The 24,505-nt window shown below is 49.7% G+C and carries 26 protein-coding genes, 1 tRNA gene, 1 rRNA gene and 1 riboswitch; of the genes, 7 read left to right on the plus strand and 21 right to left on the minus strand.

Annotated features, from left to right (window positions below):
• Window positions 1–139 precede the first annotated feature (139 nt).
• The 7 genes from ACFOE0_RS08500 to hinT all read right to left on the minus strand — a co-directional run bounded on the left by ACFOE0_RS08500 (window position 140) and on the right by hinT (window position 5,864).
• Window positions 140–1,108, minus strand: a complete 969-nt coding sequence (locus ACFOE0_RS08500; RefSeq protein WP_248937654.1) for a phosphotransferase — start codon at window positions 1,106–1,108, stop codon at window positions 140–142.
• On the minus strand, window positions 1,105–1,752 hold the full coding sequence (pnuC, locus tag ACFOE0_RS08505; protein WP_380711788.1) for a nicotinamide riboside transporter PnuC: 648 nt from the start codon (window positions 1,750–1,752) through the stop codon (window positions 1,105–1,107). The genes ACFOE0_RS08500 and pnuC overlap by 4 nt, the downstream gene beginning before the upstream one ends.
• Window positions 1,753–1,755: 3 nt before the next feature.
• Window positions 1,756–2,016: a hypothetical protein gene (locus ACFOE0_RS08510; protein WP_115138576.1), complete on the minus strand. Its 261-nt coding sequence runs from the start codon at window positions 2,014–2,016 to the stop codon at window positions 1,756–1,758.
• A gap of 63 nt (window positions 2,017–2,079) precedes the next feature.
• Window positions 2,080–4,308, minus strand: coding sequence for a TonB-dependent receptor (locus ACFOE0_RS08515; protein WP_248937653.1), 2,229 nt, complete (start codon window positions 4,306–4,308; stop codon window positions 2,080–2,082).
• A 50-nt stretch (window positions 4,309–4,358) separates the two neighbouring features.
• Window positions 4,359–4,476: riboswitch (TPP riboswitch) on the minus strand.
• A 108-nt stretch (window positions 4,477–4,584) separates the two neighbouring features.
• Window positions 4,585–4,977 (minus strand): YcfL family protein, encoded by a 393-nt coding sequence (locus tag ACFOE0_RS08520; protein WP_248937652.1) that lies wholly within the window; start codon window positions 4,975–4,977, stop codon window positions 4,585–4,587.
• 50 nt (window positions 4,978–5,027) lie between these two features.
• Window positions 5,028–5,444 carry an acyl-CoA thioesterase gene (locus ACFOE0_RS08525; protein WP_115138579.1) on the minus strand — a complete coding sequence of 139 codons (417 nt, stop codon included), beginning with the start codon at window positions 5,442–5,444 and terminating at the stop codon, window positions 5,028–5,030.
• A gap of 63 nt (window positions 5,445–5,507) precedes the next feature.
• Window positions 5,508–5,864 carry a purine nucleoside phosphoramidase gene (gene hinT / locus ACFOE0_RS08530; protein ID WP_115138580.1) on the minus strand — a complete coding sequence of 119 codons (357 nt, stop codon included), beginning with the start codon at window positions 5,862–5,864 and terminating at the stop codon, window positions 5,508–5,510.
• Between the two features lie 170 nt (window positions 5,865–6,034).
• Between hinT and ACFOE0_RS08535 the strand changes: the two genes are divergently transcribed.
• Window positions 6,035–7,795 (plus strand): M61 family metallopeptidase, encoded by a 1,761-nt coding sequence (locus tag ACFOE0_RS08535; RefSeq protein ID WP_248937703.1) that lies wholly within the window; start codon window positions 6,035–6,037, stop codon window positions 7,793–7,795.
• Between the two features lie 63 nt (window positions 7,796–7,858).
• On the opposite strand, the gene ACFOE0_RS08540 is transcribed toward ACFOE0_RS08535, so the two are convergent.
• Window positions 7,859–8,491, minus strand: a complete 633-nt coding sequence (locus ACFOE0_RS08540; RefSeq protein WP_115138582.1) for a LuxR C-terminal-related transcriptional regulator — start codon at window positions 8,489–8,491, stop codon at window positions 7,859–7,861.
• Window positions 8,492–8,794: 303 nt separating this feature from the next.
• On the opposite strand from ACFOE0_RS08540, the gene ACFOE0_RS08545 reads away from it, so the two are divergent.
• Entirely contained in the window at window positions 8,795–9,541 is a 747-nt protein-coding gene (locus ACFOE0_RS08545) for a cytochrome b/b6 domain-containing protein (RefSeq protein WP_248937651.1), read from the plus strand.
• Window positions 9,542–9,608: 67 nt separating this feature from the next.
• Here the strand turns inward: ACFOE0_RS08545 and ACFOE0_RS08550 are convergent, their stop codons facing one another.
• Together ACFOE0_RS08550 and htpX are read right to left on the minus strand one after the other, a co-directional pair.
• Window positions 9,609–9,932 (minus strand): cytochrome c3 family protein, encoded by a 324-nt coding sequence (locus ACFOE0_RS08550; protein ID WP_248937650.1) that lies wholly within the window; start codon window positions 9,930–9,932, stop codon window positions 9,609–9,611.
• A gap of 293 nt (window positions 9,933–10,225) precedes the next feature.
• Window positions 10,226–11,089, minus strand: coding sequence for a protease HtpX (gene htpX / locus ACFOE0_RS08555; protein ID WP_248937649.1), 864 nt, complete (start codon window positions 11,087–11,089; stop codon window positions 10,226–10,228).
• Between the two features lie 229 nt (window positions 11,090–11,318).
• Between htpX and pepE the strand changes: the two genes are divergently transcribed.
• On the plus strand, window positions 11,319–12,026 hold the full coding sequence (pepE, locus tag ACFOE0_RS08560) for a dipeptidase PepE (protein ID WP_248937648.1): 708 nt from the start codon (window positions 11,319–11,321) through the stop codon (window positions 12,024–12,026).
• Between the two features lie 58 nt (window positions 12,027–12,084).
• Here pepE and bioD read toward each other — a convergent pair whose 3' ends face one another.
• The 4 genes from bioD to bioB are packed head-to-tail and all read right to left on the minus strand — an operon-like array spanning window position 12,085 to window position 15,791.
• The gene (bioD, locus tag ACFOE0_RS08565) at window positions 12,085–12,786 is read right to left on the minus strand and encodes a dethiobiotin synthase (RefSeq protein WP_248937702.1); all 702 of its coding nucleotides are present in this window, start codon (window positions 12,784–12,786) and stop codon (window positions 12,085–12,087) included.
• A gap of 12 nt (window positions 12,787–12,798) precedes the next feature.
• Window positions 12,799–13,620 (minus strand): methyltransferase domain-containing protein, encoded by an 822-nt coding sequence (locus tag ACFOE0_RS08570; protein ID WP_248937647.1) that lies wholly within the window; start codon window positions 13,618–13,620, stop codon window positions 12,799–12,801.
• A gap of 11 nt (window positions 13,621–13,631) precedes the next feature.
• The gene (locus tag ACFOE0_RS08575; protein ID WP_248937646.1) at window positions 13,632–14,738 is read right to left on the minus strand and encodes an 8-amino-7-oxononanoate synthase; all 1,107 of its coding nucleotides are present in this window, start codon (window positions 14,736–14,738) and stop codon (window positions 13,632–13,634) included.
• Window positions 14,739–15,791: a biotin synthase BioB gene (bioB, locus tag ACFOE0_RS08580; protein ID WP_248937645.1), complete on the minus strand. Its 1,053-nt coding sequence runs from the start codon at window positions 15,789–15,791 to the stop codon at window positions 14,739–14,741.
• A gap of 105 nt (window positions 15,792–15,896) precedes the next feature.
• On the opposite strand from bioB, the gene bioA reads away from it, so the two are divergent.
• Window positions 15,897–17,219 (plus strand): adenosylmethionine--8-amino-7-oxononanoate transaminase, encoded by a 1,323-nt coding sequence (gene bioA, locus ACFOE0_RS08585; protein WP_248937644.1) that lies wholly within the window; start codon window positions 15,897–15,899, stop codon window positions 17,217–17,219.
• A gap of 161 nt (window positions 17,220–17,380) precedes the next feature.
• Window positions 17,381–18,319, plus strand: a complete 939-nt coding sequence (locus ACFOE0_RS08590; RefSeq protein ID WP_248937643.1) for a Dyp-type peroxidase — start codon at window positions 17,381–17,383, stop codon at window positions 18,317–18,319.
• A 63-nt stretch (window positions 18,320–18,382) separates the two neighbouring features.
• On the opposite strand, the gene traF is transcribed toward ACFOE0_RS08590, so the two are convergent.
• From traF to cobB, 3 genes are all read right to left on the minus strand, one after another.
• Window positions 18,383–19,579, minus strand: a complete 1,197-nt coding sequence (gene traF, locus ACFOE0_RS08595) for a conjugal transfer protein TraF (RefSeq protein ID WP_248937642.1) — start codon at window positions 19,577–19,579, stop codon at window positions 18,383–18,385.
• Window positions 19,580–19,656: 77 nt separating this feature from the next.
• Window positions 19,657–20,082: an AAA family ATPase gene (locus ACFOE0_RS08600; protein ID WP_248937701.1), complete on the minus strand. Its 426-nt coding sequence runs from the start codon at window positions 20,080–20,082 to the stop codon at window positions 19,657–19,659.
• Between the two features lie 21 nt (window positions 20,083–20,103).
• Window positions 20,104–20,829, minus strand: a complete 726-nt coding sequence (gene cobB, locus ACFOE0_RS08605; RefSeq protein WP_248937641.1) for a Sir2 family NAD+-dependent deacetylase — start codon at window positions 20,827–20,829, stop codon at window positions 20,104–20,106.
• A gap of 246 nt (window positions 20,830–21,075) precedes the next feature.
• Between cobB and fur the strand changes: the two genes are divergently transcribed.
• A complete protein-coding gene (fur, locus tag ACFOE0_RS08610) occupies window positions 21,076–21,507 on the plus strand; it encodes a ferric iron uptake transcriptional regulator (protein ID WP_115138594.1) in 432 nt (143 codons plus the stop codon).
• A 253-nt stretch (window positions 21,508–21,760) separates the two neighbouring features.
• On the plus strand, window positions 21,761–22,072 hold the full coding sequence (locus ACFOE0_RS08615; protein ID WP_248937640.1) for a DUF3135 domain-containing protein: 312 nt from the start codon (window positions 21,761–21,763) through the stop codon (window positions 22,070–22,072).
• A gap of 2 nt (window positions 22,073–22,074) precedes the next feature.
• Here the strand turns inward: ACFOE0_RS08615 and corA are convergent, their stop codons facing one another.
• From corA to rrf, 4 genes are all read right to left on the minus strand, one after another.
• Entirely contained in the window at window positions 22,075–23,022 is a 948-nt protein-coding gene (gene corA / locus ACFOE0_RS08620) for a magnesium/cobalt transporter CorA (RefSeq protein ID WP_248937639.1), read from the minus strand.
• Between the two features lie 102 nt (window positions 23,023–23,124).
• On the minus strand, window positions 23,125–23,481 hold the full coding sequence (locus ACFOE0_RS08625; protein WP_248937638.1) for a hypothetical protein: 357 nt from the start codon (window positions 23,479–23,481) through the stop codon (window positions 23,125–23,127).
• A gap of 568 nt (window positions 23,482–24,049) precedes the next feature.
• Window positions 24,050–24,126 (minus strand) — tRNA-Asp (locus ACFOE0_RS08630).
• A gap of 51 nt (window positions 24,127–24,177) precedes the next feature.
• Window positions 24,178–24,293, minus strand: a 5S ribosomal RNA gene (rrf, locus tag ACFOE0_RS08635).
• Window positions 24,294–24,505: the final 212 nt, after the last annotated feature.

Below are 24,505 nucleotides of genomic sequence, written 5' to 3' on the forward strand. Positions count from 1 at the left end.
TGTTCGATTTCTGGCTATACAGACCTGAAACCCTGAGAATTTATTTCAAACAATTCACTCCTGCCTATCTCCAAAGTCATCATCAGGAGAAACAGCAGACAGGCATATTTGATAATGACACAGGAGGTGTCATTTGCAATTAGACGGGCGAACCAATATTAGGAAGTAATTGATAAAACTCCTCAAACCAAGGCAGAGTGCTGTCGCCCTGTGCTGCACTCTGAAGTAAAGCCCAGCAGCAACTGAATACCCAATAGGTGTTGACTGATGCCAGCACCTGCTGGGGCTTCCAGTCAACCAAGCCTATCCCGTTCAGATAATGATGACATAACCAACACACTTCATCATGATTCAGCTTGTGAGTAGCGAGGACTGTTGCCAGTTCATTCAGTGGCCCAGACTGACAGGCATACTCAAAATCAATCGCCATGAGTCTGTCATCAGCCCTAAGCAGGTTTAATGGGTTCAGGTCCCGGTGACAGAATATCTCCAATCCTGTCTGAGCCGACTCCATACTGGTAATCCAGTCAGAAACCTGGACCTGTCTGACAAGCAATGTATCGATAGCCCTGCACAATGGTGCTGTCGCTGATCTCCTCACGTCCAGCAGAGCCTGCTGATAAGTGTGCCACTGTTTTGAGGCATCTATTCGATATTCAGGTAAAGGCAGACGTCCCAAACCCAACATAAGCTCCAGCAGGGCGTGCATATGGGAGGAAATGCTCTGCTCTTTAAACCTATCGCCGCAGGACTCAAGCAAGGCACTGCTCAATTGCTTCGAACTTATCTGCTGCATCCCCTGCTTATCGGGACATCCATCACGCAGATATTGGCTCAGGTAATACTCATAACCCTTGCTGACGTCATACAGCGCAGGAGCCAGCTCTTTCCCGGCGGCTGTTTCCCAGGCTTTTATCTCATTGACTCTGCCGCTGCCCAGGCCATCCAGATTGCGGTTAACTCTCAGTACTCTCGTCTCAGCCAGCAGATAATTATTGTTGGACAATCCGCCACTGAGCCGGCTCACCCGGGTGTCAGAAAAAAAACCGGCACTGGCGCAAAACTCCGCCAGGCCGGTATGGGTTGGAAACAGTTCCGCCAAAGTCAAGAGGTCACCTGTGCGGTTTGCATATTGCGCCAGTCACGTCGCCACATAAAGTAGCCAGCTGTTGCCATACCTACATAGAGCACAAACAGCATAGAGGTCAGCATCAGCCCTTTGTGGAGATAGAGGTAGATTGACACCAGATCAATCACTACCCAGTAAAGCCAGTTTTCCACCACCTTGCGGGCAACCAAAAAGGTAGTCATGACAGCAAAACAGGTGGTGGCAGCGTCCAGATAGGCGAATGATGCATGGGTATAGTTGGCCATAAACCAACCGACAGCCAAAGACACCACAGAGGTGATGCCAATAAGTATCAGATGGCGCTGCCAAGACCAGGAAACCAGCGCAATTCCCTTATCTGCCCCCTTGGCACCACGGGTCCACATCCAGTATCCATATACCGCCATCGCCATATAATAGACATTCAGTACAGACTCCATCAGCAAGGAGACTTTCCAGAAAAGCACAGTATAAATCGCGGTACTGATGAAGGCCGCCGCCCAACACCAGATGTTCTCCTTCATCGCCAACAAAAGATAAGCCACGGCCAGAAAGACTGCGACGCCCTCCCACGCAGTCATCGCCTGCATCTCTGTCATTGCCTGCACAAAAGACGCCGGCAGCGCTTGCCACTCCAGGGTCATAGCTTACTCACTATGGCTCAGGTCGAGTTCACGACCGATAAACTTACATACAAATACAGCCTTGCCGAATTTCTCATGGGCAGCCTGCATCTCTGTCGCCAACATAGCCATCACATCGCCATAGTCACCCTGAACCTGAGTCGCCATGGCATTGGTCACCCGCTTAATATTGGGATAGGAGTCCAGGCGCTTGATAAACCACTGAATAGGCTCAAGATACTCATCTGCCAGTGGATACATGCTGATTTCAGCGGTTAATTTCATATTGACATCCTTACTGCTTAACAGGAGTGGGCGCAGGTAATACCCGCGCCCTGCTTTTACTTATCAAAAATAATCGTATCTGAAGGTAATCCCCAACTGGCGCGGATCGCCATAACGTACATACTGCTGATCTGCCCAATCCTTGTTTGGCTCATTGCCAAAGAAGAAGCCACGCACACCATACTCCTCATCGGTAAGGTTGCGTCCCCACAGATATACAGACCAGTTATCGGCTTCATACCCCAGACGCAGATTCAGCAGGTGATAATCATCGGACACGAAGTCATTACTGTCGGAATAGTAGAAGCTGTCCATACCGGACAGGTTCATATTGGCAAAGAAGCCGGTATCACCGCGCCAGGTGGCACCCAGCTGATAGTTATAGCTAGGCGCATGGGCCAGTTCACGCCCGGAGAGATCAAGAAATACATCCTCTTTAACTTCGATAATGTAGCTATCATAGGTTGCTTTCAACAAACCAACAGAACCATAAAACTCCAAATTCTGGGTGAGGTAATAACTAGCGCTAGCCTCTAGTCCATAGTTAGTTGAGCTGGTCGCGTTCGCTGTATAAAGAATAAAGTCTCCAGGAGACTCACTGCCTTCTCCTTCTTGGATAGACGCATCCACTTGCTGATCGTCTCTGTCCATAAAGAAAGCCGCCACCCTAGTTGTCAAATCGCCATCTAGCAAACTCGCGGAATGGCCAATTTCGTAGTTGTACAAAGTCTCTGGGTCATAAGCGAGATACTGCGACAGTTCGGGATAAGTTTTTGTATCAACATCTGTGTTAAAGCCTCCAGCCTTATACCCTCTGGAAATTTTTGCATAGATTTGTTGGTCAGCATCTAATGCATAGCTTACCGAGATATGCCCCCCCCAAAGTGTTTCATCATGTGAGTGAGACTCAGAAAAATCTTCTCCAAGCTTTTCACTATCTGTCCCGTCCGAGAAATAATCGGCAGACCATGACTCGACCCTAACTCCCAATGAATAATGGAAGTTACCAATATAAGTGTCCAATTGACCAAAGGCTGACACTTTATCAGCGGAATAGTCACTATAGAGCTTTCTTTTTCTAGGTAATTCATCAGCATATCGATCTTCTATATACCTAGAGTTATCTTCACTCAGGCGGTTGTAATACAGGCCGACCAGCCAGTCAGTGGTTCCGTTAAACAGTCGACCATCTTCGGTACTCAGCAAACGCACATCCTGACTGAAGTTCTGACGCTCGGCGGTTTTGTCCCACCAGTAGTCATAGACACAAGGCGCGTCACCTATGTGATTCCAATTGTCATCATAGATAGGACATTCAAAACCTGCCCAGTATTCGGGATTGGACCAGTCACCATCATAGGCATGGCGCTGCTCGGTATCAGCAAAGCTGGTGATAGTCTCTACATTAAAGGCTTTGTGGGCCTCCCAGCTCAGGCTTAACCCAGCACCATTGGTGGTTTGGGTATCTTTGCCGGGGCGATCTGTGTAGGTATTCTCACCGTTACTGTCCAGCGACCAGGCGTCATAGCCATTGTCAAAGTCGCCGTGAATCAAGGTCAGATCGGCCTGTAACTTATCGGTGGCGTACCAACGCAGCTTGGCTTTGGCGGATACTTCATCTCTGGCATTGGTGTCGTCACGACCCAGGTATTGGTTATCCATAAAGCCATTCTGTTGATGGCTTTGAACCGAAATTCTGCCCAACAAAGTGTCGTCGGCATTCATGCTGCCACCGGCGTACGCCCCTATGGTCAGCAGATCGTCAGTGCCAACTGAAACTTCAACACCGGCTTCGGTAGCTGCAGTTGGCTCAGCACTTTTCAGGTAAATCGCACCAGCCAGGGCATTACCGCCAAACAGCGTACTCTGTGGGCCCCGCAGTACTTCTACCTGGTCGATGTCGAACAGGTTGGAGGCCATGCCAAGACCTGACAGGTCAATATCGTCAACAAAGAAGCCCACTGAGGAGTTAGGTGCACCTTCATACTCTTCCTGATCGCCAACACCACGAATTTGGAAATAGCGGGCGCGGGAACTGCCACCTGACCAGTTGATATTGGGAATAGCGTTGAGAATATCCTGAAAGTTTTCGCCGCCGTCATCTTCAAGCTGCTGCTTGCCGATAACACTGATACTGGCAGGTACTTTGTCGATTTCCGTGGCGCGGAAATCTGCGGTAACCATCAGGGTTTCCATTGGCTGGCGTTCTTCGGAGGAGTCAGCGGCAAAGGCCGGGAAAGAGAGTGCAGTCGCAATGGCCGCAGACAGCACAGAATACTTATTATTTTTCATAGGACCTCAATTCCAGTTTGAGATCCGGCATTGCAAAAAAGCGTGGTTAATGCACATTGTCAGCCCATTCCTACGCCGGTATAAGCCGGATCAGGTTCGAAGGGTTCGTCATTGACATCTCAGTCCGAAAATCAAAAAGTTTGATCCCGGACACCCCTTGGCGGCGCCAATTATACATGCAATTAACCTGATTACATCTGTTAATGAACAAATTTACAGACAGTTGAAAAAAAGCCCCAACTGAAGTTGAGGCTTTAGTAAGGCATTAAATTAGGATCACTCGGAGTACACAGGTCGGACAGTCAGGGCAAAACCTGTCACTGTCTCATTGGGGGCTACGCCCTGCACTTGCTGACGGGCTTCTCCATAGAGCTGCAGTGGGATCCAGGCGCTGGCATCATCTTCCACCACAAAGCCTTCGGCATCGTACCAGGTAAACTTGTACTGAACATTCAGGTTGCTGGTCTTATCATTGGTGATCAGTGCAGAGGCCCGCAAGAATCGCCCTATAACTTTCCCTCTGGCGTCAGACAGGGTCAGTTTATTCTCCAGCGCACTGCCATCCACTGTTACCTGCCCGCGGGAGTCTATGGTGACACCGGCAGTATTATGGGCGCAGCCACCCAGCAGCAAAACAACAAGTGACACAATCAGCAAACTGCGAGTCATAGCAAGATCTCCTTTCTGTCCAAGAATCCCCAGACTACCCCAGCAAGTCTCTATACACCAATATTCAACTTGCGCAGAGACTCTTTAGTCTCTTCAGCCAAATCATCCAGCGTTTTACCGTGGGGCTCTGGCAGGCGGGTTTCGGGGTTTACCTTCACAAACACCATTTCATCCACAGAGCAGATGGTGTTGCCGGTAAACTTGTTGCGCAGCAAGCAGGATACAGTAATCGAGGTACGGCCAACCGCTTTGGTTGTCAGGCCAAACTCAACCACATCCCCCTCTGTCGCCGCATTCTCGAAAGAGATCGCGCCGATATGCTTGGTGACTATGTACTTGGTGCCCAGCTGACAGATCACATAGATTGCCGCTTCTTCATCAATCCATTCGAGGGCACGGCCACCGAACAGGGTTTTCGCGTAGTTAAGGTCTTCCGGCATTACCAGCCGTCTGGAAAGGAACTTCATAAGCCTCCCGCTTTAATGTCCGCCAATAAAAAGGGGTAAGCTGACTTACCCCGATTGTCTCGATTATACACTCTTACTGAGCATAGGTCCCAGCGCCTGTCCGCCAACCAGATGCATATGAATATGATACACCTCCTGACCACCATGTTTATTGCAGTTCATAATCAGGCGGTAACCATCTTCTGCAATACCCGCTTCTTCGGCCAGCTTGGCTGCCACGGTAAACAGGCGTCCCAGCGCTTTCTCATCGGAGGCTTTCACATCATTGACCGTCGGGATCAAATGATTGGGAATAATCAGAACATGAGTAGGTGCCTGGGGTGAGATATCACGAAAAGCCGTTACCAGGTCATCCTGGTAAAGAATGTCAGCGGGAATTTCCCGGCGAATGATCTTGCTGAAAATCGTCTCTTCGGCCATCAGTCATTGCTCCTGTATCTATATGTCATCTATCTACTGGGACCATTGGCCCAGATAACAGTAAATGGCGTCAGTATATCTGTAATTCAATACCTTGTATCCGGAATTCATTGCTCCCGCCATGCAAATTTGGCAGCATGAGCGACAGGTCAACCCAGATAAAATCATCCATGATCAAATACCAGATTACGCCATCCAATCCACATGCTCACCTGTTTGATGTGGTGATGACAATTGAACAACCGGCGCAAAGCCAGCAGGTCTGGTTACCCTCCTGGTTACCCGGCAGTTATATGGTACGGGATTTCGCCAAAAATATTATAGGATTGAAAGCCGTCGACGGGCATGGCAACCCGGTTGCTGTCACTCAGCTGGATAAGCAAACCTGGCAGTTACTGACTGATGGTCAGACAGTTGAACTACATTATCAGGTCTATGCCTGGGACCTGTCGGTGCGCACTGCGTTTCTGGACAGTCGCCGTGGATTCTTTAATGGCTCCAGCGTATTTCTGGCCGCCCGCGGACAGGAAAACAGTGAGCACAGAGTTACCGTCATACCTCCGGCATCAGCAGCTCTGAGCGACTGGAAACTGGCGACAACCCTAAAACGTGCCAGTGGCGATGACTGGGGATTCGGTGACTTTTACGCCGCCGACTATGATGAGCTTATCGATCATCCGGTGGAGATGGGATGTTTCACTCATTCCAGCTTTGAGGCCTGCGGCGTACGACATGATATCGTGCTGGTAGGACGTCACCATACCTGCCTGCCCCGCCTGTGCCGGGATCTCAAAGCGATATGCGAGTATCAAATTAAGTTATTCGGTGAACCAGCTCCCTTTGACAGATACCTGTTTATGACGGCGGTGCTGGACGAGGGTTTTGGCGGCCTGGAGCACAGAGCGTCAACCGCGCTTATGTGTGGCCGAAATGATCTGCCAACATCTGAGCAGCAAGGTGTCGACAAAGGCTACCGGACTTATCTGTCACTATGCAGTCATGAGTATTTCCACAACTGGAACGTCAAACGTATCAAGCCAGCCCGCTTTGTCCCTTACGAGTTGGAAGCTGAAAGCTACACCCGACAGCTTTGGGCGTATGAAGGCATTACCTCCTACTATGATGATCTGCTGACGCTCAAGTCAGGTCGTGTAGATACCCAAGCCTATCTGCAGATGTTGGCGGAGTTGATGACCCGGGTATACCGCGGCAGTGGCAGAACCAAACAGTCTCTGACTGATTCCAGTTTCAATGCCTGGACCAAGTTCTATAAACAGGATGAAAATGCCCAGAATGCCATTGTCTCCTACTACACCAAGGGAGCACTGTTCGCCCTGCTGTTGGATTTAACTTTGCGTCATGAAACTCTGGGTAAGCACTCCCTTGACGATCTGATGCGTCTGCTTTGGCAGGAACATGGTCAAACAGGTATAGGAACAGGCGATCTCAGCCACCAGCAATTGGTCGCAAGACTCCTTGGTCGTGAGTGTGATGACCTGTTTGCCTGGCTGGACTCTACCGATGACCTGCCCCTGCCTGAGATGCTGGCAAAATTTGGAGTCAAAATGTCACTGCGCTCCAGCGCCGGCAATACAGATACCGGTGGCGAAGGCGAAGCTCTGAACATAGGCTTTGGTGCCAAATATAGAGCAGAAGCTGTGGGTGTGAAGGTAGTTACAGTGGCGGAAGGCTCACCGGCTATGCGAGCTGGCCTGAGCGCCGGCGACCTGCTGATTGCCGCCGACGGCCTGAAAGCAACCGCCGCATTGGATAAATTCCTGCAGCAATATCAAGCGGGACAACAAATCGAACTGGTGTGGCTGCGTCGCGACGAATTGATGCTGGGAATGCTCCCGATTGAAGAAGCCGTCGCGGATACCGTAGTGCTTGAACTTGAGGATGAGAGTAAGGCTAACACCTGGCTGAAATAGCCACCACAAGACCATCAAAAAGGGCGCCGAAGCGCCCTCTTTATTTGTCATCGGTTCACAGAGTTACACCTGAACCTCATGAAGATGAGTTTGTGCCCAGGCTATCGCCTGACCACGGCTTGACACGCCAATCTTGCGGAACGCACGATACAAATGAGTTTTAATGGTACTTTCGCTGACAAACAGCTGTCTGGCAATATCCTGATTGGTTGAACCTGACAAAAGTGCCTGAAGCACCTCACGCTCACGTATAGTCAGGTTATCCGCATCATCGCCACCCATCTCATCATCGCCAACTGTCTTCAGCAATTCACCGGGAATATGATAACGGCCGTTCATTATGTCGCCTAATCCATGGCTAATAAATTCGAGGCTGTCATCGATGTAAAAAGCACCGGCTGTCACGCTGGGATTAATCAGGAATTTAGCATCCACCTTACGGGGATACTGGACAAATACGGTACGGATGGAAGCTGGTAAGCGTTCGATTTGACGCTGCAGCTGATAGGCCTTTTGTAAATCCACCGTCGCCAGATCGATAACGACCAAAGTCTGTTCCATCAACAGGTGTTCAGACACCTTTTCCGGTTCAGTCAGTGTTAGCTTTACCAAAAATTCCTGGGGCCAACGGCTGTCCAGCAGTTCTGCCAGAAGTCTTGATCTGGATATCAACATCCAGCGGATAACTTTGAACATGATGTACTCTCCCTGTCACTATCAATCACCAAATCCAATTTGTTCAATACCGGTTTGGTTGCCTTGGGTGGGCAGCACCGGAATTTCATGTTAATAGAACAATGACACCATTACAATATCATAACAATTTAATCATAAAGAATTAGGCGATAACGGCTAATAAGAGCCCTAAAAAACCACCTAAAAACACACATTATCAATGCATTAGGAAGATATAATTTTTTTACCCAGGGTTTAGACTAGTTATTTCGAGTAATATCAGCGCCAACGGGCAATCGGAAGGCCCCAAATGAGGACTTACCTATGGCCACGAAAACCAGCCAAACAGCAAATATTCGTTACCTGAAAGCCTGGGATCTTCCTACCCGGCTATTCCATTGGATAAACCTGCTCACCATATTCATCCTCACTATATTGGGACTGGTGATGCTCTATAAATCTGAACTTGGCATCTCCGGCCTGGCTCCCAAAATTGGCCTGAAGGAGATTCATTCGGCGGTAGGTTACATCTTCGCCATTAATCTGACCTTAAGACTGATTTGGAGTTTTGTCGGCTCATCTTCTGCAAAATTAACACCACTTTATTCTCCGCTGATATCTGTGCGCGAGATAAGTCACTACCTGAAATTCAAAGATTCGCCCCCTCAATACCTTGGCCATAACCCCCTGGGTAAGACTATGGTTGCCGTACTCTTTATCCTCTTGATTGTGATGGCTGGTACAGGGCTATTTCGGGCAGGAACGGATATCTATTACCCACCTTTTGGCTCTGCTATCCAGAGCTATCTGGCGATGCCTGACACCTTGCCAGATCAAATTGAGCCCTATCAGGATAAAGGTGTTAATCCTGAGAAACAGGCGAGTCTGGCCCCCTATAAGAAGTGGACAGGGAGAATACACTTATGGGGTTTCTGGGTGTTGATGCTTCTTATGGTGCTGCATATCGCTGGCGCAATACACACTGAGTGTCGACATCAAAGAGGGGTAATATCCGCGATGTTTTCCGGGTATAAACCAATTGAAGGGAAAGCTGTCGATGAAGACAGGTAATCAATCATAAAAAAACGTCGGCATAAGCCGACGTTTCTGAAATTGGTTTATCAGCAATCAGAGCTGATTATTGACGGCCGTCATCGTGGCAAGCGTCACAGGTAGGCTTTTGGCCTACGTTCATTTCGTGAGTCACGTGGCAATCCTGACACATCATCATACCATCGTGAGCTTTGTGCTTGTCGTCCATCTCAGCCAGAGAGCCGTGGCAAGACTGGCACTGCTCAAATTCAAAAGCACCATCAGCAGAAGCAGAAGCGCCGTCAGCGTGACAGCTTTCACAGCCACCCATGTCAGCGTGGAATTCAGCCAGAGTCTGATCTGCAGCGAAAGCAGAAGAAGACAGGGCAACAGCAGCACCGAACAGTGCACTCAACAGGAATTTGCTCACTTTATATTCTCCAAGGCAACCTGACCGGTCGAAAGCTCTTATTGTTGGCGACTCTCTGTACCTGGCCGGATAATCACATTTCAGGTGATACCAAAGATCCACAGCGGATCTGTATCAAACATTCCAAACATCACGATTTTAACTTTTCGACATGCTGAAAAATGTGCGCCACCTCATACAAACAAGCACTTACATACAAGTTTCACATTGCAACAACAAAGGCAACGACTGGCCGTACAAGTTACAAAATAAAGGGAAGCCTGAGCTTCCCTTTACGTTTATCACAACTTGTTTTAGTGATTGCGCAGCGATTCGATACGCTTCTCCAGCGGAGGATGGCTCATCAGCAGTTCAGCCATGGAGCGCTTGCCATTGATACCAAAAGCCGACATTGAAGCTGGCATTGCACCGGTTTCAGGGCCATAACGCAGACGTTCAAGTGCAGCAATCATCTTCTCTTTACCGGCCAGACGTGCACCGCCTTCGTCGGCACGGTACTCACGGATACGGGAGAAGTAAGCCACGATCATAGAGGCCAGAATACCGAACAGCATATCCAGTACGAATACCACCGCCATATAGGCAAACATGCCCAAACCTTCACCCTCTTCATCATTGCTTGATACGAAGGTGTCGATCGCCTCAGCAACAACACGGGCAGCAAAAATGACAAAGGTATTCACCACGCCCTGGATCAGCGTCAGGGTTACCATGTCACCATTGGCAACGTGGCTCACTTCGTGCGCCAGTACAGCTTCGACTTCATCCGGGCTCATGCCGTAAAGCAGGCCTGTGCTGACGGCGACCAGAGAGTTGTTTTTGCTTGGGCCCGTGGCAAAAGCGTTCATCTCCGGAGAGTCATAAATCGCCACTTCCGGCATAGCGATACCCGCCATCTGAGCCTGACGGGCAACAGTATCAACCAGCCAACGCTGCTGGCCATCCTGAGGATGCTCGATAACCATCAAGCCCATGGTCTTCTTGGCCATCCACTTGGACATCGCCAGAGAGATAAAGGACCCTGAAAAACCGAAAATCGCGGCGAACACCAACAGGCCGCCCATGGTTTTGGTATTAACACCCAGCAGGGACATTACAATTGACGCCACCAGCAAAACTGCCAGGTTGGTGACAATCAATAGAAAAACACGTTTCATTACTGCTCCTAATATGGCACTTGGTGCCGACTTCATCGAACCAGGAAATTGGGACTGTGGTTGCTTTTTTCAAGCACAGCCAAGGTGAAATTGTGACAATGCAGGCAGTCTAGGAAGAATTTATTAATCCAAACTTAAGGATCAGGGCTCAGGGGTAAGTAAGTGTTACAGCGGACATGAGTTTGTTACCATACTCACAACCAAGCCCTTAAAACAAAAGATAATTACCATGACAATAAATGCTCTGATGCTGAGTGCATCCAAAGAAGGTGATACCCCTTACCTCGCTCACACCCTGCCCTTTATCCAGCCAATGACCAGGGATGCCCGTCACTGGGTTTTCATCCCTTATGCCGGAGTGACGGTCAGCTATGACGAGTATCTGCAAAAGGTTCAAACGGGTCTGGCCAGCCTTGATATTGAGATCCGGGGAATCCACGAGTTTGACGATCCTGTGGCAGCAATTAATCAGGCAGAGGGAGTCATGGTTGGCGGTGGCAACACCTTTCATCTGTTACATGAGCTGTATCGTCTGAACCTGATTGAAACCATCAAAACGAGAGTGCAACAGGGTATGGCCTACATTGGTTGGAGCGCGGGTTCAAACATCACCGGACTGTCTATCCGAACCACCAATGATATGCCGATTATTGAACCGGCATCTTTCAATGCACTGGGGATTCTGCCATTTCAGCTAAACCCCCACTACACTAACTTTGTATTGCCAGGCCACAACGGCGAGACCCGGGCCCAGCGACTGAAAGAGTTCACCTGTGTTGACCCGCAGACACCCATCATCGGCATTCAGGAAGGCAGTGCCCTGTGGCGTCGCGGCGACACTTTGAGTCTGGTCGGTGAAAAAGAAGCATTCCTGTTTAAAGGTGAGATTCAGGAGCAGGCAATCCCGGCGCACAGTGACCTTTCTCAATACCTGTAATGTGAAAATCCCGGAGTAGGCTCCGGGATTTTTTGACATCAATACACAACTGCTTTGCCTATTCCATCGCTTTACGGGGCTTTTTAGGCAGTGAGATGAAATTAGCCGCCAGCTGCGGAGACACCTCAGGCAGATAAGGAACTTCACCCAGCATAGGAGCTTCAATCAGAGCTTTGAGGGAATCCAGGTTCTCCTGATAGTTGGCCATATTCGGGTCAACCCGGTTGGCGACCCAACCCACCAGTTCCAAACCGTCAGCCTTGATCGCTTCCATGGTCAATACCGCATGGTTGAGACAACCTAACTTCATCCCCACCACCATGATCACAGGGACAGACAGATACTGCACCAGTTCAGACATGTACCTGCCCTGTCCCAGTGGCAATCGCCAACCACCGGCACCTTCTATCAGGCAGAAATCAGCCCGGGACATCTGAGTTAAATCCATGGAAGACATCAGAGATTCAGGGCTGATATCCACCCCCTGAGAGGCCGCTGCAATATGAGGGGCAATTGCTGGCTCAAACGCAAAGGGATTAATCATGCGGTAGGAAGGTTGCAACGTAGATGCCGACATCAACATCAGCGCATCCGAGTTACGCAGGCCCTCTTCAGTTACCTGGCAACCGGACGCCACGGGTTTCAGCCCCAGAGTTCTGGGCTGATGGCCATCGGCCTGAATTGCACCGGCTCTGTGCAACAGGGCGGAAGACACCAGTGTCTTGCCACAATCAGTATCTGTGCCGGTTACGAAATAGATCATCTGAGTTTCTCACTTGCGAGCGTGGATGAATAAGATCTGATAACTCAAGGGAATTCCCCCGGACTCACGCAGCGCTTCAGCAGCGTTGACCAAAGTCTGCCAGTAGGCTTTGCCTTTAAGACCTGCAGGCTTCAAATTATCGGCAACACTATGTGACTTTTCTCTATCCGTTTCAATTAATTCGTCTTTATTTGAGAACCTTGCACTGGCTCCTACCCCTTTTACCGACATCAGCAAAGGCTTCAAACTGTCAAAATAGAAGCGATATTGGCTGGTTTCGACACTTAACTGCTGCCAGGGCAAGGCGCGTAAAACAGCCTGAACCTCTGCTGCAGAGGGAAATGCATTACACCTGAGCCCCAATTGGCCAAGCTGCGGCAAACTGCCATCGACTACCAGCGACACATGGCATTCAGCCCCGGGTTTCAACACACGGTGGATTTCAGCCAGTGCAGCACTTAAATCCGGGCACCACTGCAACGCCAGGTTGGAATAGATGCTGTCACAGCACTGTTCAGCCAGAGGCAGGTTTTGAGCATCTGCGCATAAGGTTTGGTAATTTGGATAGTGTTGCCTGAGTCGGCGCAGCATACCCGGCGCGATATCGACTGCCAGCACATTAGTGGCCAGCGGTAAATCTGTTCCCGGCCCGGCTCCGATATCCAACAATGTGTGACACTCAGACAGGGAGGTAAGAAGCCGCGATGCGGTTTCACGCTGCAGCACATTGTGCCTGTCGTAGCTGTTGGCAGCCATGGAAAATCTATGGGCAACTTCCTGACTGTGGTTGCCCGACACTATTTGATTATCAGTCTGATTTACAACTCTCAAACAACACTCTCTCAAGCCCGGTTTAACGGGTTAATCAATCGACTCAGGGTCGCTGTCAGCGCCGAGATCTGCTCATCTGTGTGATGGGCACTCAGAGTAATACGAAGTCTGGCACTGCCTGCTGGTACAGTTGGTGGGCGAATCGCTCCAACCAGAAAGCCAGATTGTTTCAACAGCTCTGCCAACTCCAGCACTCTGTGGTTATCCCCCACCAGCAGTGGTTGAATGGGTGTTGAAGAGGCCATCAGTGGCAGCGACAACTCTGCGGCCAAACGTGTAAACGAAGCGATATTATCAGCCAGCTTGTTGCCTAATTGAGGCTCATCTGTTTTTTTCAGCGCAGTCAGCGCGGTGACGGCTGCCTGAGGCGACAGTGAAGTAGAGTAGATATAGTGCCTGCAGGTAGCCACCATATAATCCACAAACAATTGGCTTCCCAGCAGCGCTGCCCCCTGACACCCAAGGGCTTTGCCAAAAGTGACCAGTTGCACATCTGCCAGCTTACTGTTGCAGTCGGCTTGCGCCCCCTTGGGAACGCCGAAGCCATGGGCGTCATCAACAATCAGCCAGGCATTGTGCTGGTCACACAGGGCTTTCAGTTCAGTCAGGGGCGCGCAGTCTCCATCCATGCTGAACACGCTTTCAGTAATCAGCGCCAACGGCGATTGCTTGACAGCCAGAGTTCGCGCACTGGCAAGATCATTGTGCCTGAAGCGTCGAAAGTCCGAACCGGATTGACGCAGACCATCAATAATCGAGGCATGAACCAGCTTGTCCGCCAGCACCCTGTCCTGAGCATTAAACAGGCTGGTCATTAACGCCTGATTGGCACTGAAGCCGGAGCAGAAAAGTAACGCAGCTTCATGTCCGGTTCGTTGGCAAAGCGCTCTCTCAAGTTCTTGATGCTGTGTGCTGTAACCACTGACCAGCGGAGAGGCACCACTGCCAACAGGAGTTTTGTTGTCTGATTGACCGCCAGCGTTGACCGCTGCCAGTCCAAGGTAATCATTCCCGGCGAAATCAATCAGTGTCTCACAGTGAATTCGACGCTGGCGTAACAGCCCACGGGATTTGAGCGCCTCCAATTCGGCGCTCAGTTTGGATTCCAGTGGGTTCAATTACACCGCCGATGCATCATAAAACAGGCTCTCAGCCTTATCGCGGCGGGCAGCGGCTTTCTCCAGCATAGCTTCATCCTGAGTTGGGTCAGTGGCGACCCCCTGCTCAGGCTTCAGACCAAGACGGCCAAACAGCTGCATATCATCGTTTTCTTCAGGGTTTGGTGTCGTCAGCAGCTTGCAACCATAGAAGATGGAGTTGGCACCGGCGAAGAAGCACATTGCCTGCATCTCATCTGCCATCTTTTCCCGGCCGGCGGACAGTCGCACCCTGGACAGTGGCATCATGATTCTGGCAACGGCGATAGTACGCACAAACTCCAATGGGTCCAGATCGTCCTGCTCAGCCAACGGCGTCCCGGCAACCTTCACCAGCATGTTGATAGGCACAGAGTCCGGATGTTTTTCCATATTGGCCAGTTGCTGCAGTAAGCCTGCACGGTCGGTTTGGGTTTCTCCCATACCCACAATGCCCCCACTACAAACCTTCATTCCGGCAGCACGTACGTTACTCAGAGTATCCAGACGATCCTGATAGGTTCGGGTGGTAATAATGTCACCATAAAACTCCGGCGAAGTGTCCAGGTTATGGTTGTAGTAATCCAATCCGGCATCAGCCAATCGGCTTGCCTGATCCGGCGACAGCATGCCCAGAGTCATACAGGTTTCCATCCCCAGAGACTTCACCTCACGCACCATATTGGTCAGGTAAGGCATATCCTTCTCTTTGGGGTTACGCCAGGCAGCGCCCATACAGAAACGGCTGGCTCCTGCAGCTTTGGCACTGCGAGCCTCGTTGATCACCAGTTCCATCTCCATCAAACGTTCTTTTTCAAGACCCGTGTCATACCTTGCACTTTGCGGGCAATACTTACAGTCTTCCGGGCAGGCACCTGTTTTGATAGACAGCAGTCGACTAATCTGCACTTCGTTAGGGTCGAAATGTTCCCTGTGAATAGTGTGGGCCCTGAACAGAAGATCATTCATAGGCAAGGCAAACAGGGCCTCAATCTCTTCCCGGCGCCAATCATGGCGCAGCTCACTCTGTGTCATCACTGCTAATCCCGCATTTCAATCAGTTAGTATCTTGCCTAGCATAACTTTACCCCTTAAGCTGTCAACTCAATCGCGCCAACCAAGTTTACCAATGGTGGAATAATGAACAGCAAGGCTAAGATCGATTACCAGTTTGACCAGCAACATATCTGGCACCCCTATACCTCTATGCTGCACTCTCTGCCTGTTTACGGCGTTGCCTCAGCCAAGGGATGTGAGCTGACGTTAGAGGATGGACGGGTATTGATCGATGGCACCGGCTCCTGGTGGTCTTGTATTCATGGTTATGGTCACCCTGCCATCCTTGATGCCATGCAGGCACAGTTAAGCACCCTGAGCCATGTCATGTTTGGCGGCATTACCCATGCCCCTGCAGTGGAGCTGGCGAAGAAGCTGGTCAATATGACTCCCGCCAGACTCACGAAAGTGTTTTATGCCGATTCAGGCTCTGTTGCCGTTGAAGTGGCGATGAAAATGGCGCTGCAGTATTGGCAGGGACGGGACAAACCACAAAAGCAGCAGATACTGACAATCAAAAATGGCTATCACGGTGACACCTTTGCGGCCATGAGCGTATGCGACCCCGAAGGTGGAATGCACACCATGTTCGGCAACTCTGTCACCCCCAGATTATTTGCTGCCGCACCTCAATACGGATTCGACACACCACTGTCTGATGCCGATAAACAGGCACTGCGTTCAGTATTTACGGAGAAACATCAGGAAATTGCCGCCCTGATCCTTGAGCCTGTGATGCAGGGCGCTGGGGCGATGAACTTCTACTCCCCAGAGTATCTGGCCTATGCCAGAGCCCTGTGCGATGAGTTTGACGTGCTCTTGATTGCCGACGAAATTGCTACTGGCTTTGGCCGTACAGGTAAACTTTTCGCCTGTGAACATGCTGGCATTGAGCCGGATTTGATCTGCCTGGGTAAAGCCCTGACCGGTGGTTATATCAGTCTGGCGGTCACCATGTGCAGTGATGAAGTTGCCGAGGGTATAAGTCGCTCACCTGCTGGTGTATTTATGCATGGTCCGACATTTATGGGCAACCCACTGGCCTGTGCGGCAGCTCATGCCAGTATGACCCTGATTGAAACGGGTAATTGGCAAAGCCAGGTGGGATCCATTGAGGCTCAACTGAAACAGGAATTGGCTGCAGCCAAGGCATTCGATGCGGTCAAAGAGGTCAGAGTGCTGGGCGCGGTTGGGGTAATCGAACTTCACCAGGCGGTTAACACTGCGGTAATGCAGAAAGCCTTTGTCGATAAAGGCGTGTGGATAAGACCCTTTGGCAACTACATCTATATTATGCCGCCTTATACCATCAGCAGTGAGCAACTCAGTCAATTAACCAAGGCGATGCTGGAGGTCGCGGCATCAGACTTTGATAACCAAGGGGCTCCCTCTATTAGCCATGGTTAATTACCAAACTAAATCATGACCTTAATCTTTATCCCAGCTTAATATAGTTTTACAAACTGTTATTGCGCCCCAGCTTGGTTATAGTAAGTGAATTAATCTCCGGTTCAGATTTTTGCTGAATATCTGAACCGGATAATCACACCAGACCAGGGGATCCTTCTATGACGCAGCTTTCCACTCTGGCTCAGCCAGGCGTGCTCTCCAATCCAAGCTCCCATGTGGAGTATCTCACTTTCTGTCTGACCCCGGATTCATCAGGCGATGAACATATTGCAGATGCGCTGGGGGCATTGGGCGGCATAGAAAAGTCTATCAATCAGAAAGATCCCTCCGCAGGACTAGAGATCAGCATAGGTTTCTCATCATCGGCCTGGAAGCAACTGTTCCCTGACCAGACAGCACCGGCTCATCTGCATCCGTTTCCGGAAATGCGCAACGGCGAACGCCACTTCCCCTCTACACCGGGTGATATCTTTATCATGGTGAAGTCAGAGCGTATTGATCTCAATTTCCAGGCAGCTAAATACCTGCGCAAGGCGTTTAGCAATTTTGCCTTATTAACCGAAGATATTCAGGGCTATAAGTATCTGGACAATCGCGACATGATCGATTTTGTCGATGGCACTGAAAACCCTGTGGGTGATGAAAGAACGGAAGCTGTGCTGGTCGCTGATGACATAGATATCCATCAGGGCGGCAGCTATCTCCATGTTCAGCGTTATACCGACCGTCAGGAGTTGTGGGACAGGCAAACCACTGAATATCAGGAGCAAGTGGTGGGTCGTACCAAGATGGATAACGTTGAGCTGGATGACGATGCCAAACCCGCCTGGGCACACAATGCCAAAAGTAAGGTAGAGATTGACGGAGAGGAGATCAAAATGCTTCGTCAGAATCGCCCATACGGCAATGCGATGGAACACGGCACCATGTTTGTTGGTTTCGCGGCAGATCCCTCAATTATCGAAACCTCACTGAGACAGATGATCATCGCAGATGAAGATGGTCACTATGATCGATTGCTGGATTTTGTCGAAGCGAAAACCGGCGCCCTGTACTTTATGCCTTCTGCAGCCTTTCTTGAACAGTTTGATGATTGAGCCATAAGATCAAATACAAAAAAGGGACCTCATGGTCCCTTTCGCTTTCACATACTTCTGAGTTTAGAACTTGACACCAAACTGGACGGCACCGCCAATTTCGTCATCCTGACCAAACTCTCCGGCCAGATCTATGGTCACTGTATCCAGCGGAGAAATCCCCAGCCCCACAGTGAAAAAATCATCATAGTTACCGCTCATATCATTACGATATCCGGCACGCAGTTGAACCTGTTCAAAAATATCCAACTCTGCACCAACCCGGGCCCATTGACGTGGCTTGAGGAATGCCTCGTCTGCACCATCAATAACGAAGGACTTGTTTTCAATCAGATCCAGATCCAGCTCCAGAGAAACACCAGCCAGGTCTACCGCGGCTCCCGCAGTTATGGTGGGCTCCAGGGTCAGCTTTTCACCGGCCACGTTAACGATATCCTGAGAGATGAGGTTTCTGGCAACCAGACCAACTAAAGCAGGACCAACCTGAGCGTGCAAGCCCACATCAAGGTTAAAGCCAGTGGTATCTGTCATGTACTGATCTTCAAAATAGTCGTCGCTGTCGTAGTTACTGATATTGGCAACATACAGATAGGAGTCCAGACGCTGCACTTTTGGAGTGACCCCCACAGACAGACCACCAATGGCAGGCACCGAGAACTTGGTGGCGAAGCTGACAGCAATCTCATTAACCGCCACAGCTCTGGCTAGCCCCTCAGATGCAATATCATTCTGGTCAAAATCACCCGACTCCAACGCAGAGTCGATCAGGTTTTCATCTGACTCGGCGAAACTAAAGTCACCCTTGGCCCATAGCTGTCCACCCAGAGTGATACCAAAGGCGAGATCTTCAGAAGGACTGTAAAAAGCGAGTTCAGCATTCAGCTGACCATCAATGGTATCGTCGTCCAACGCTTTAAGGCTGTTTATCAGGGACTGGGCGTCAGCCTCAGTTGGCGGGTTATTGGGGTCAGGGTTGTTAAACAGAGACTCGAACCTGTCCAACTGATCCTGAACATCATCCACACTATCAATAGTGTCATTGTAATCTTTCGCCTGGGCCCGAATGCCCAACTTCAGATAAAAGTCATCGTTATCATCGAAACGTGTCAACAAAGCGGGGTTAAGGTTGGCACGGGTAAAATCACCACTGGCTATGCCTGTACCGGCAACGCCCGCACTGCGGGCATCAACGAAGGCATCTGCCATCACTGCTGGCGACATCATCAGGGATATCCATCCTGCCAAAGCTTTTCGGTTCATCATTTACTCCATTAAATACCGGCTGCAGACGAACACCGCTGCAGCACTCCATGTGGGTCGACCACACTGAAAATAGTTCAGAATTCACTGAATTGCCGTGCCATAGCGCGAATTTTTTCAATACCCACATTGTGTTTATTGCGCTGTGCACACAGCTTTTGATGTTCAGGGCTCTTTGGATCACCTATCAATACCAATCTGACTGTGTACCCCATAGCCTGTGCAGCCTTTTGGTAACAAAGGTACTCCCACTGTGCCAAGTTGGTGTTATCACAGATCACGACAGGTAACCCCATGACCAACCCATCTATAAAGGCGGCCAAGTTGCGCTGATGATATTCACTCAGGCGTTGTTTGTTGAAAACATACTTATCGCCCTGATAAAAAAAGGAATCTGTTGAGCAATATCCCTGGGTACGAACCCGCTGTGCGAGTTCTGGTTGCAGGCTTTCAAGATATTCATTGACCCAGTGAGACTTACCGCTGCCGGGTAGGCCCCGCATAATTATGGCGAGCTTAGACACTCATACGTCTCCGGAAATACGCTTTCCCTGCAAAATTTGTTCGACCAGTTGTGGCATAAGCTCACCCGCTTTTCCTGTAAGGTGCAACTGGAATTGGCTGTCGCGACCCGGCTGGGCAAGATTGACTTCAACCGTATGAGCGCCATGATGGTTGGCAGTATCAACAAACCCGGCAGCAGGATAAACCGTACCTGACGTACCTATGGCAATAAACAGGTCGCACTCCTCCAGCGCGAATTGAATCCTGTCCAATCCAATCGGCATTTCGCCAAACCAAACCACATGCGGTCTCAGTCTGTTTCCGGGGATACAACAGGTACAAAGGTGATCCGGGCCAAAGGGTTCGCTGAGCAGAAAAGTCTGACCGGATTGGGGGCAACGTCCCTTCACCAGCTCGCCATGCATATGCAGTAACTTGTGGGAACCGGCGGTCTCGTGCAGGTTATCAATGTTTTGAGTCACCAGCAGAAACTCCCCGTCAAATTCGCGCTCAAGTCTGGTCAGCGCGTCATGGGCAGGATTGGGTTGGACATTCGCCTGCATTAACTGCCGCCACCTTTCATTGTAAAACCCTTCCACCAGGGCTTTATCTTTGGCATAACCCTCGGGCGTAGCCACGTCTTCAATATGGTGGTTTTCCCACAGGCCATCCTGATCCCTGAATGTCTTAATCCCTGACTCAGCCGAGATCCCGGCTCCGGTTAACACCACAATACGTTGATACATGACAGTTCCCTTACCCTGTACAGGTCTTTCCCTTTAGACTCGAAATTGAATGTCAAAGCGACTTAATACAGCATAACCTTACTAAATGTGTGCTTGATATTGCTATATTTTTCAGAAAATTCGAGCAATATGGTCAAATTAAGGACCGATTCAAACTCAAAGGTTTAAGTTTTAAAGTTGACCCCCTATAATGGCTGTCAGTACAAGAAAGGTGAACCCTTGGGTTCTGCAATCAAGAGACAAATAATGACAGATGGAAATCAAGCGCTGAAAAAAGCGGGACTGAAAATTACCTTGCCACGAGTCAAGATCCTGGAACTGATGCAAGAACCGGAAAACCAGCACATCAGTGCAGAAGATCTGTACAAGAAGTTGTTGGACATTGGGGAAGAGATTGGCCTTGCGACTGTATACCGTGTTCTCAACCAGTTTGACGACGCAGGTATTGTCTCACGTCACCATTTCGAGAGCGGCAAAGCAGTATTTGAGCTTTCTACCCAACACCATCATGACCACTTGGTTTGCCTGAGCTGTGGCAAAGTAATCGAGTTCAGTGATGAAGTAATCGAAAGCCGTCAGAAAGAGATTGCTAAAAAACATAACATCAAGCTGACCAACCACAGCCTCTACCTATATGGTGTATGTGTAAACGACAGCTGTGATCATGGCGATCAGTAATCCAGCATAACGCTTCTTTAAAAGCCTCTGTTATCAGGGGCTTTTTTGTACCTGTCAAACACGAACCCCAACTATCCTCAGGCCTAAAACCTCCCCGGACCGCTGTTCTTCTGTGCCCGCAGTAGCAGAGACTTATAACTATTTCAAGGTAGATGTTAAATTTCTAGATGTTTCTCGTCTTGTTGCATTCGCAACATTTAAGTAGTTTGAACCTGTAGACGTTTAGTAGGTTTAACTGCACAGAGGGGGATGTATGGCGGAATTGCCCGACTTCGACACCCTGAAGTGGCTGGCAGAGAATGACCCTGCCAAATTGGCCAAACTTCAGGAAACCCTCACGGAAGAGATAATTAACAGCTCACAAAATAACAGAGCTCAGCTAAGGAGCCTTCATCATCACTATAAAGAGCAGATGAAGCGATGCACTAACCCATATCACAGATGTGTCATGTCTATGGCACTGATGCGCGGCAAACTATTCACTATGGCAGCCGCTATCAACAGCCCGGAGGAGTTTCAAGCCCAAAAGGCATCAGTGACGCCTATTGACAGAAAGCTACAATAGCGTCAAAGCCAGCGCTTCATGCGGAAGAATAAATAGGTCCCTGCGGCGCTGGCTAACATCAATATCAAGGCCAACGGATAACCATACTGCCATCTCAATTCAGGCATATCGCTGAAGTTCATCCCGTAACTGCTGGCAATCAATGTAGGTGGCAGGAACACCACAGCCGCAACCGAGAATATCTTAATAATCTTGTTTTGCTGCAACCCACTGAACCCCATGGCCGCATCAAGCAGGAAGTTCAACTTATCAAAAATAAACTGACTGTGTGGCATCAAAGACTCGATATCCGCCAACATCTCCCGCAGTTCCTTCATCTCGTCATCTGAAAGGTTACGACGGTAGTAACGCTGAATATATCTAAGAGACCTTTGGGTATCCAACAGACTCAATCGAATCTTACCGTTGGAGTCCTCCTGCAGAGTGATCATCTTGAACACATCATCCAACTCTTCATTGTCGAACACCTCGCGGCCAACGTTATCCAGCACGGTATAAACGTCTTCAATCAAATCTGACAGGTAGTCGACCTTAAGGGTGAAAAGTTCGATAAACAGGTCCTTGGGGCTGTTGACATCAAGCCGTCCCAACCTGAGGTAGTTTCGCAACAAACGAATAAGACCTATGTCCTCTTCCCGCATAGTGATCAGCATATGCTCACGCAGGTTGAAGGATACGTTAACCGCACGAACTTCCTGGCCTACACGTTGTGGGAAAAGGCTGTTGATATGCAGACCATCAGAGTTTTGATAAAAACGGGCTGACGCTTCAATCTCATTCATATCCTCTTCGTCCGGCAGCTCCTCTTCAGAGAAGTTTGCCAGCCAGGCTCGCTCATCATCCTCCGGTCGATACAGATCCAGCCATATGGTCTCCGGCGGCAAGCTGTCATTCACACTCAGTTCGCGAATGGCCAACTTACGGTTTTCATAGACATATGCAGTGATCATAAAACCTCCGGAAGAGACTTGGGGTGCTACCCCTTCTGGCGGCACTAGCCGCAGACTTAACCGACAATCTTTGCGGTTCAATAAAGCTCGGGATACCTGGACCTAGTTTGCTGAGACAGTAATAGTCTCCTGATCAGACACTCTGATCTGAAGTCCCTCTACTGTGGTCAGCAAATTGCCATCTATATCCTTTTTGCGTACCTGAAAAGTACTGGATTGCCCGGTCGCCGGTGAGGAAACAGTAACATTTACAATTTGATAACCATCATACCAATGCCAGACACTAACCCCTACCCCTAAAATCAGAATCGTGGCAAGAAAAGTGATAATCCCATAGCGCTTGAGCAGGGATTGACCCGTCACCATAGCCTGAGGCGCTTCTTTAGCTGAGCGCTTACGGGTAAGAAAATGCCAGGCGATGATCAACACCAAAGCGGTCAACAGGATCTTGGTCAGCAAAAGGAAACTCCGGCAATACAGAAAAACGCCCTATTCTATCCCTTTGACCATAAAAAGCCGACCTCTCATTAAGGGGATTTTACCTTTAGTCACAAGGAGTTCGAGGTAAGGACTGATTATCGGCTGAGATTGGAGATATCGGCCTGGTAAGAGCCGGATTATCAGTACTTCGATCCGGGGTGATGATGACCGCCTTCTCTACAGGCTTTGATAGGTTAGCCCGCAGAGTCGACAGTTGAGTTTTCAGGCAAATAGTCCACCTCAACCAAGTGCAATCCAACGCGAACTGCTAGTGCTAAGACGAAGCCATACGGGCTCCCAATTATAGGAAACAAAACGCAAAAAGCCCCATCCGAAGATGAGGCTTTTCACTTAATGTTGGCGGGCGAGTATCGCGAAGCGATGTGCTCACGAGCGAGAGGCATGGATGCCGAAATGGGTTGTTAAGCAGGGACGCTGTTGGACGGGACTGGCGGGGCGGCCATCCGACGCGGCAAAGTGCGCAGCGCTTTCAGGAGCGTTAAATACGAAAAAGCCCTAGCATTGCTGCTAGGGCTTATCGTAATGTTGGCGGAGCGGACGGGACTCGAACCCGCGACCCCCGGCGTGACAGGCCGGTATTCTAACCAACTGAACTACCGCTCCAACTCGTTTTTGATTTCACTTTTTACAAAAAGTGGAAACCAGAAATTGGGCGCTTGGCAATGACCTACTCTCACATGGGGAAGCCCCACACTACCATCGGCGCAGCTGCGTTTCACTTCTGAGTTCGGAATGGGATCAGGTGGGACCACAGCGCTATTGTCACCAAGCAAATCTGTTGACTTGTCTCTTGAACGTCTGACGGCATTGTTGCTGCACTCAAATGCTCACATAGCGCTGCTATGCTCCGCTTTTCGTTTGCCACGGCTTTGTCAGCCGCCCAATATCCTGCGTCAAGGAAGTCTAAATTTGGAAAGCTAATATCTAGCAAGAAAATATGGTGGTCGCTACTGGGCTCGAACCAGTGACCCCCTCCTTGTAA

The organism is Shewanella submarina, from assembly GCF_042646185.1.
GTDB lineage: Bacteria > Pseudomonadota > Gammaproteobacteria > Enterobacterales > Shewanellaceae > Shewanella > Shewanella corallii.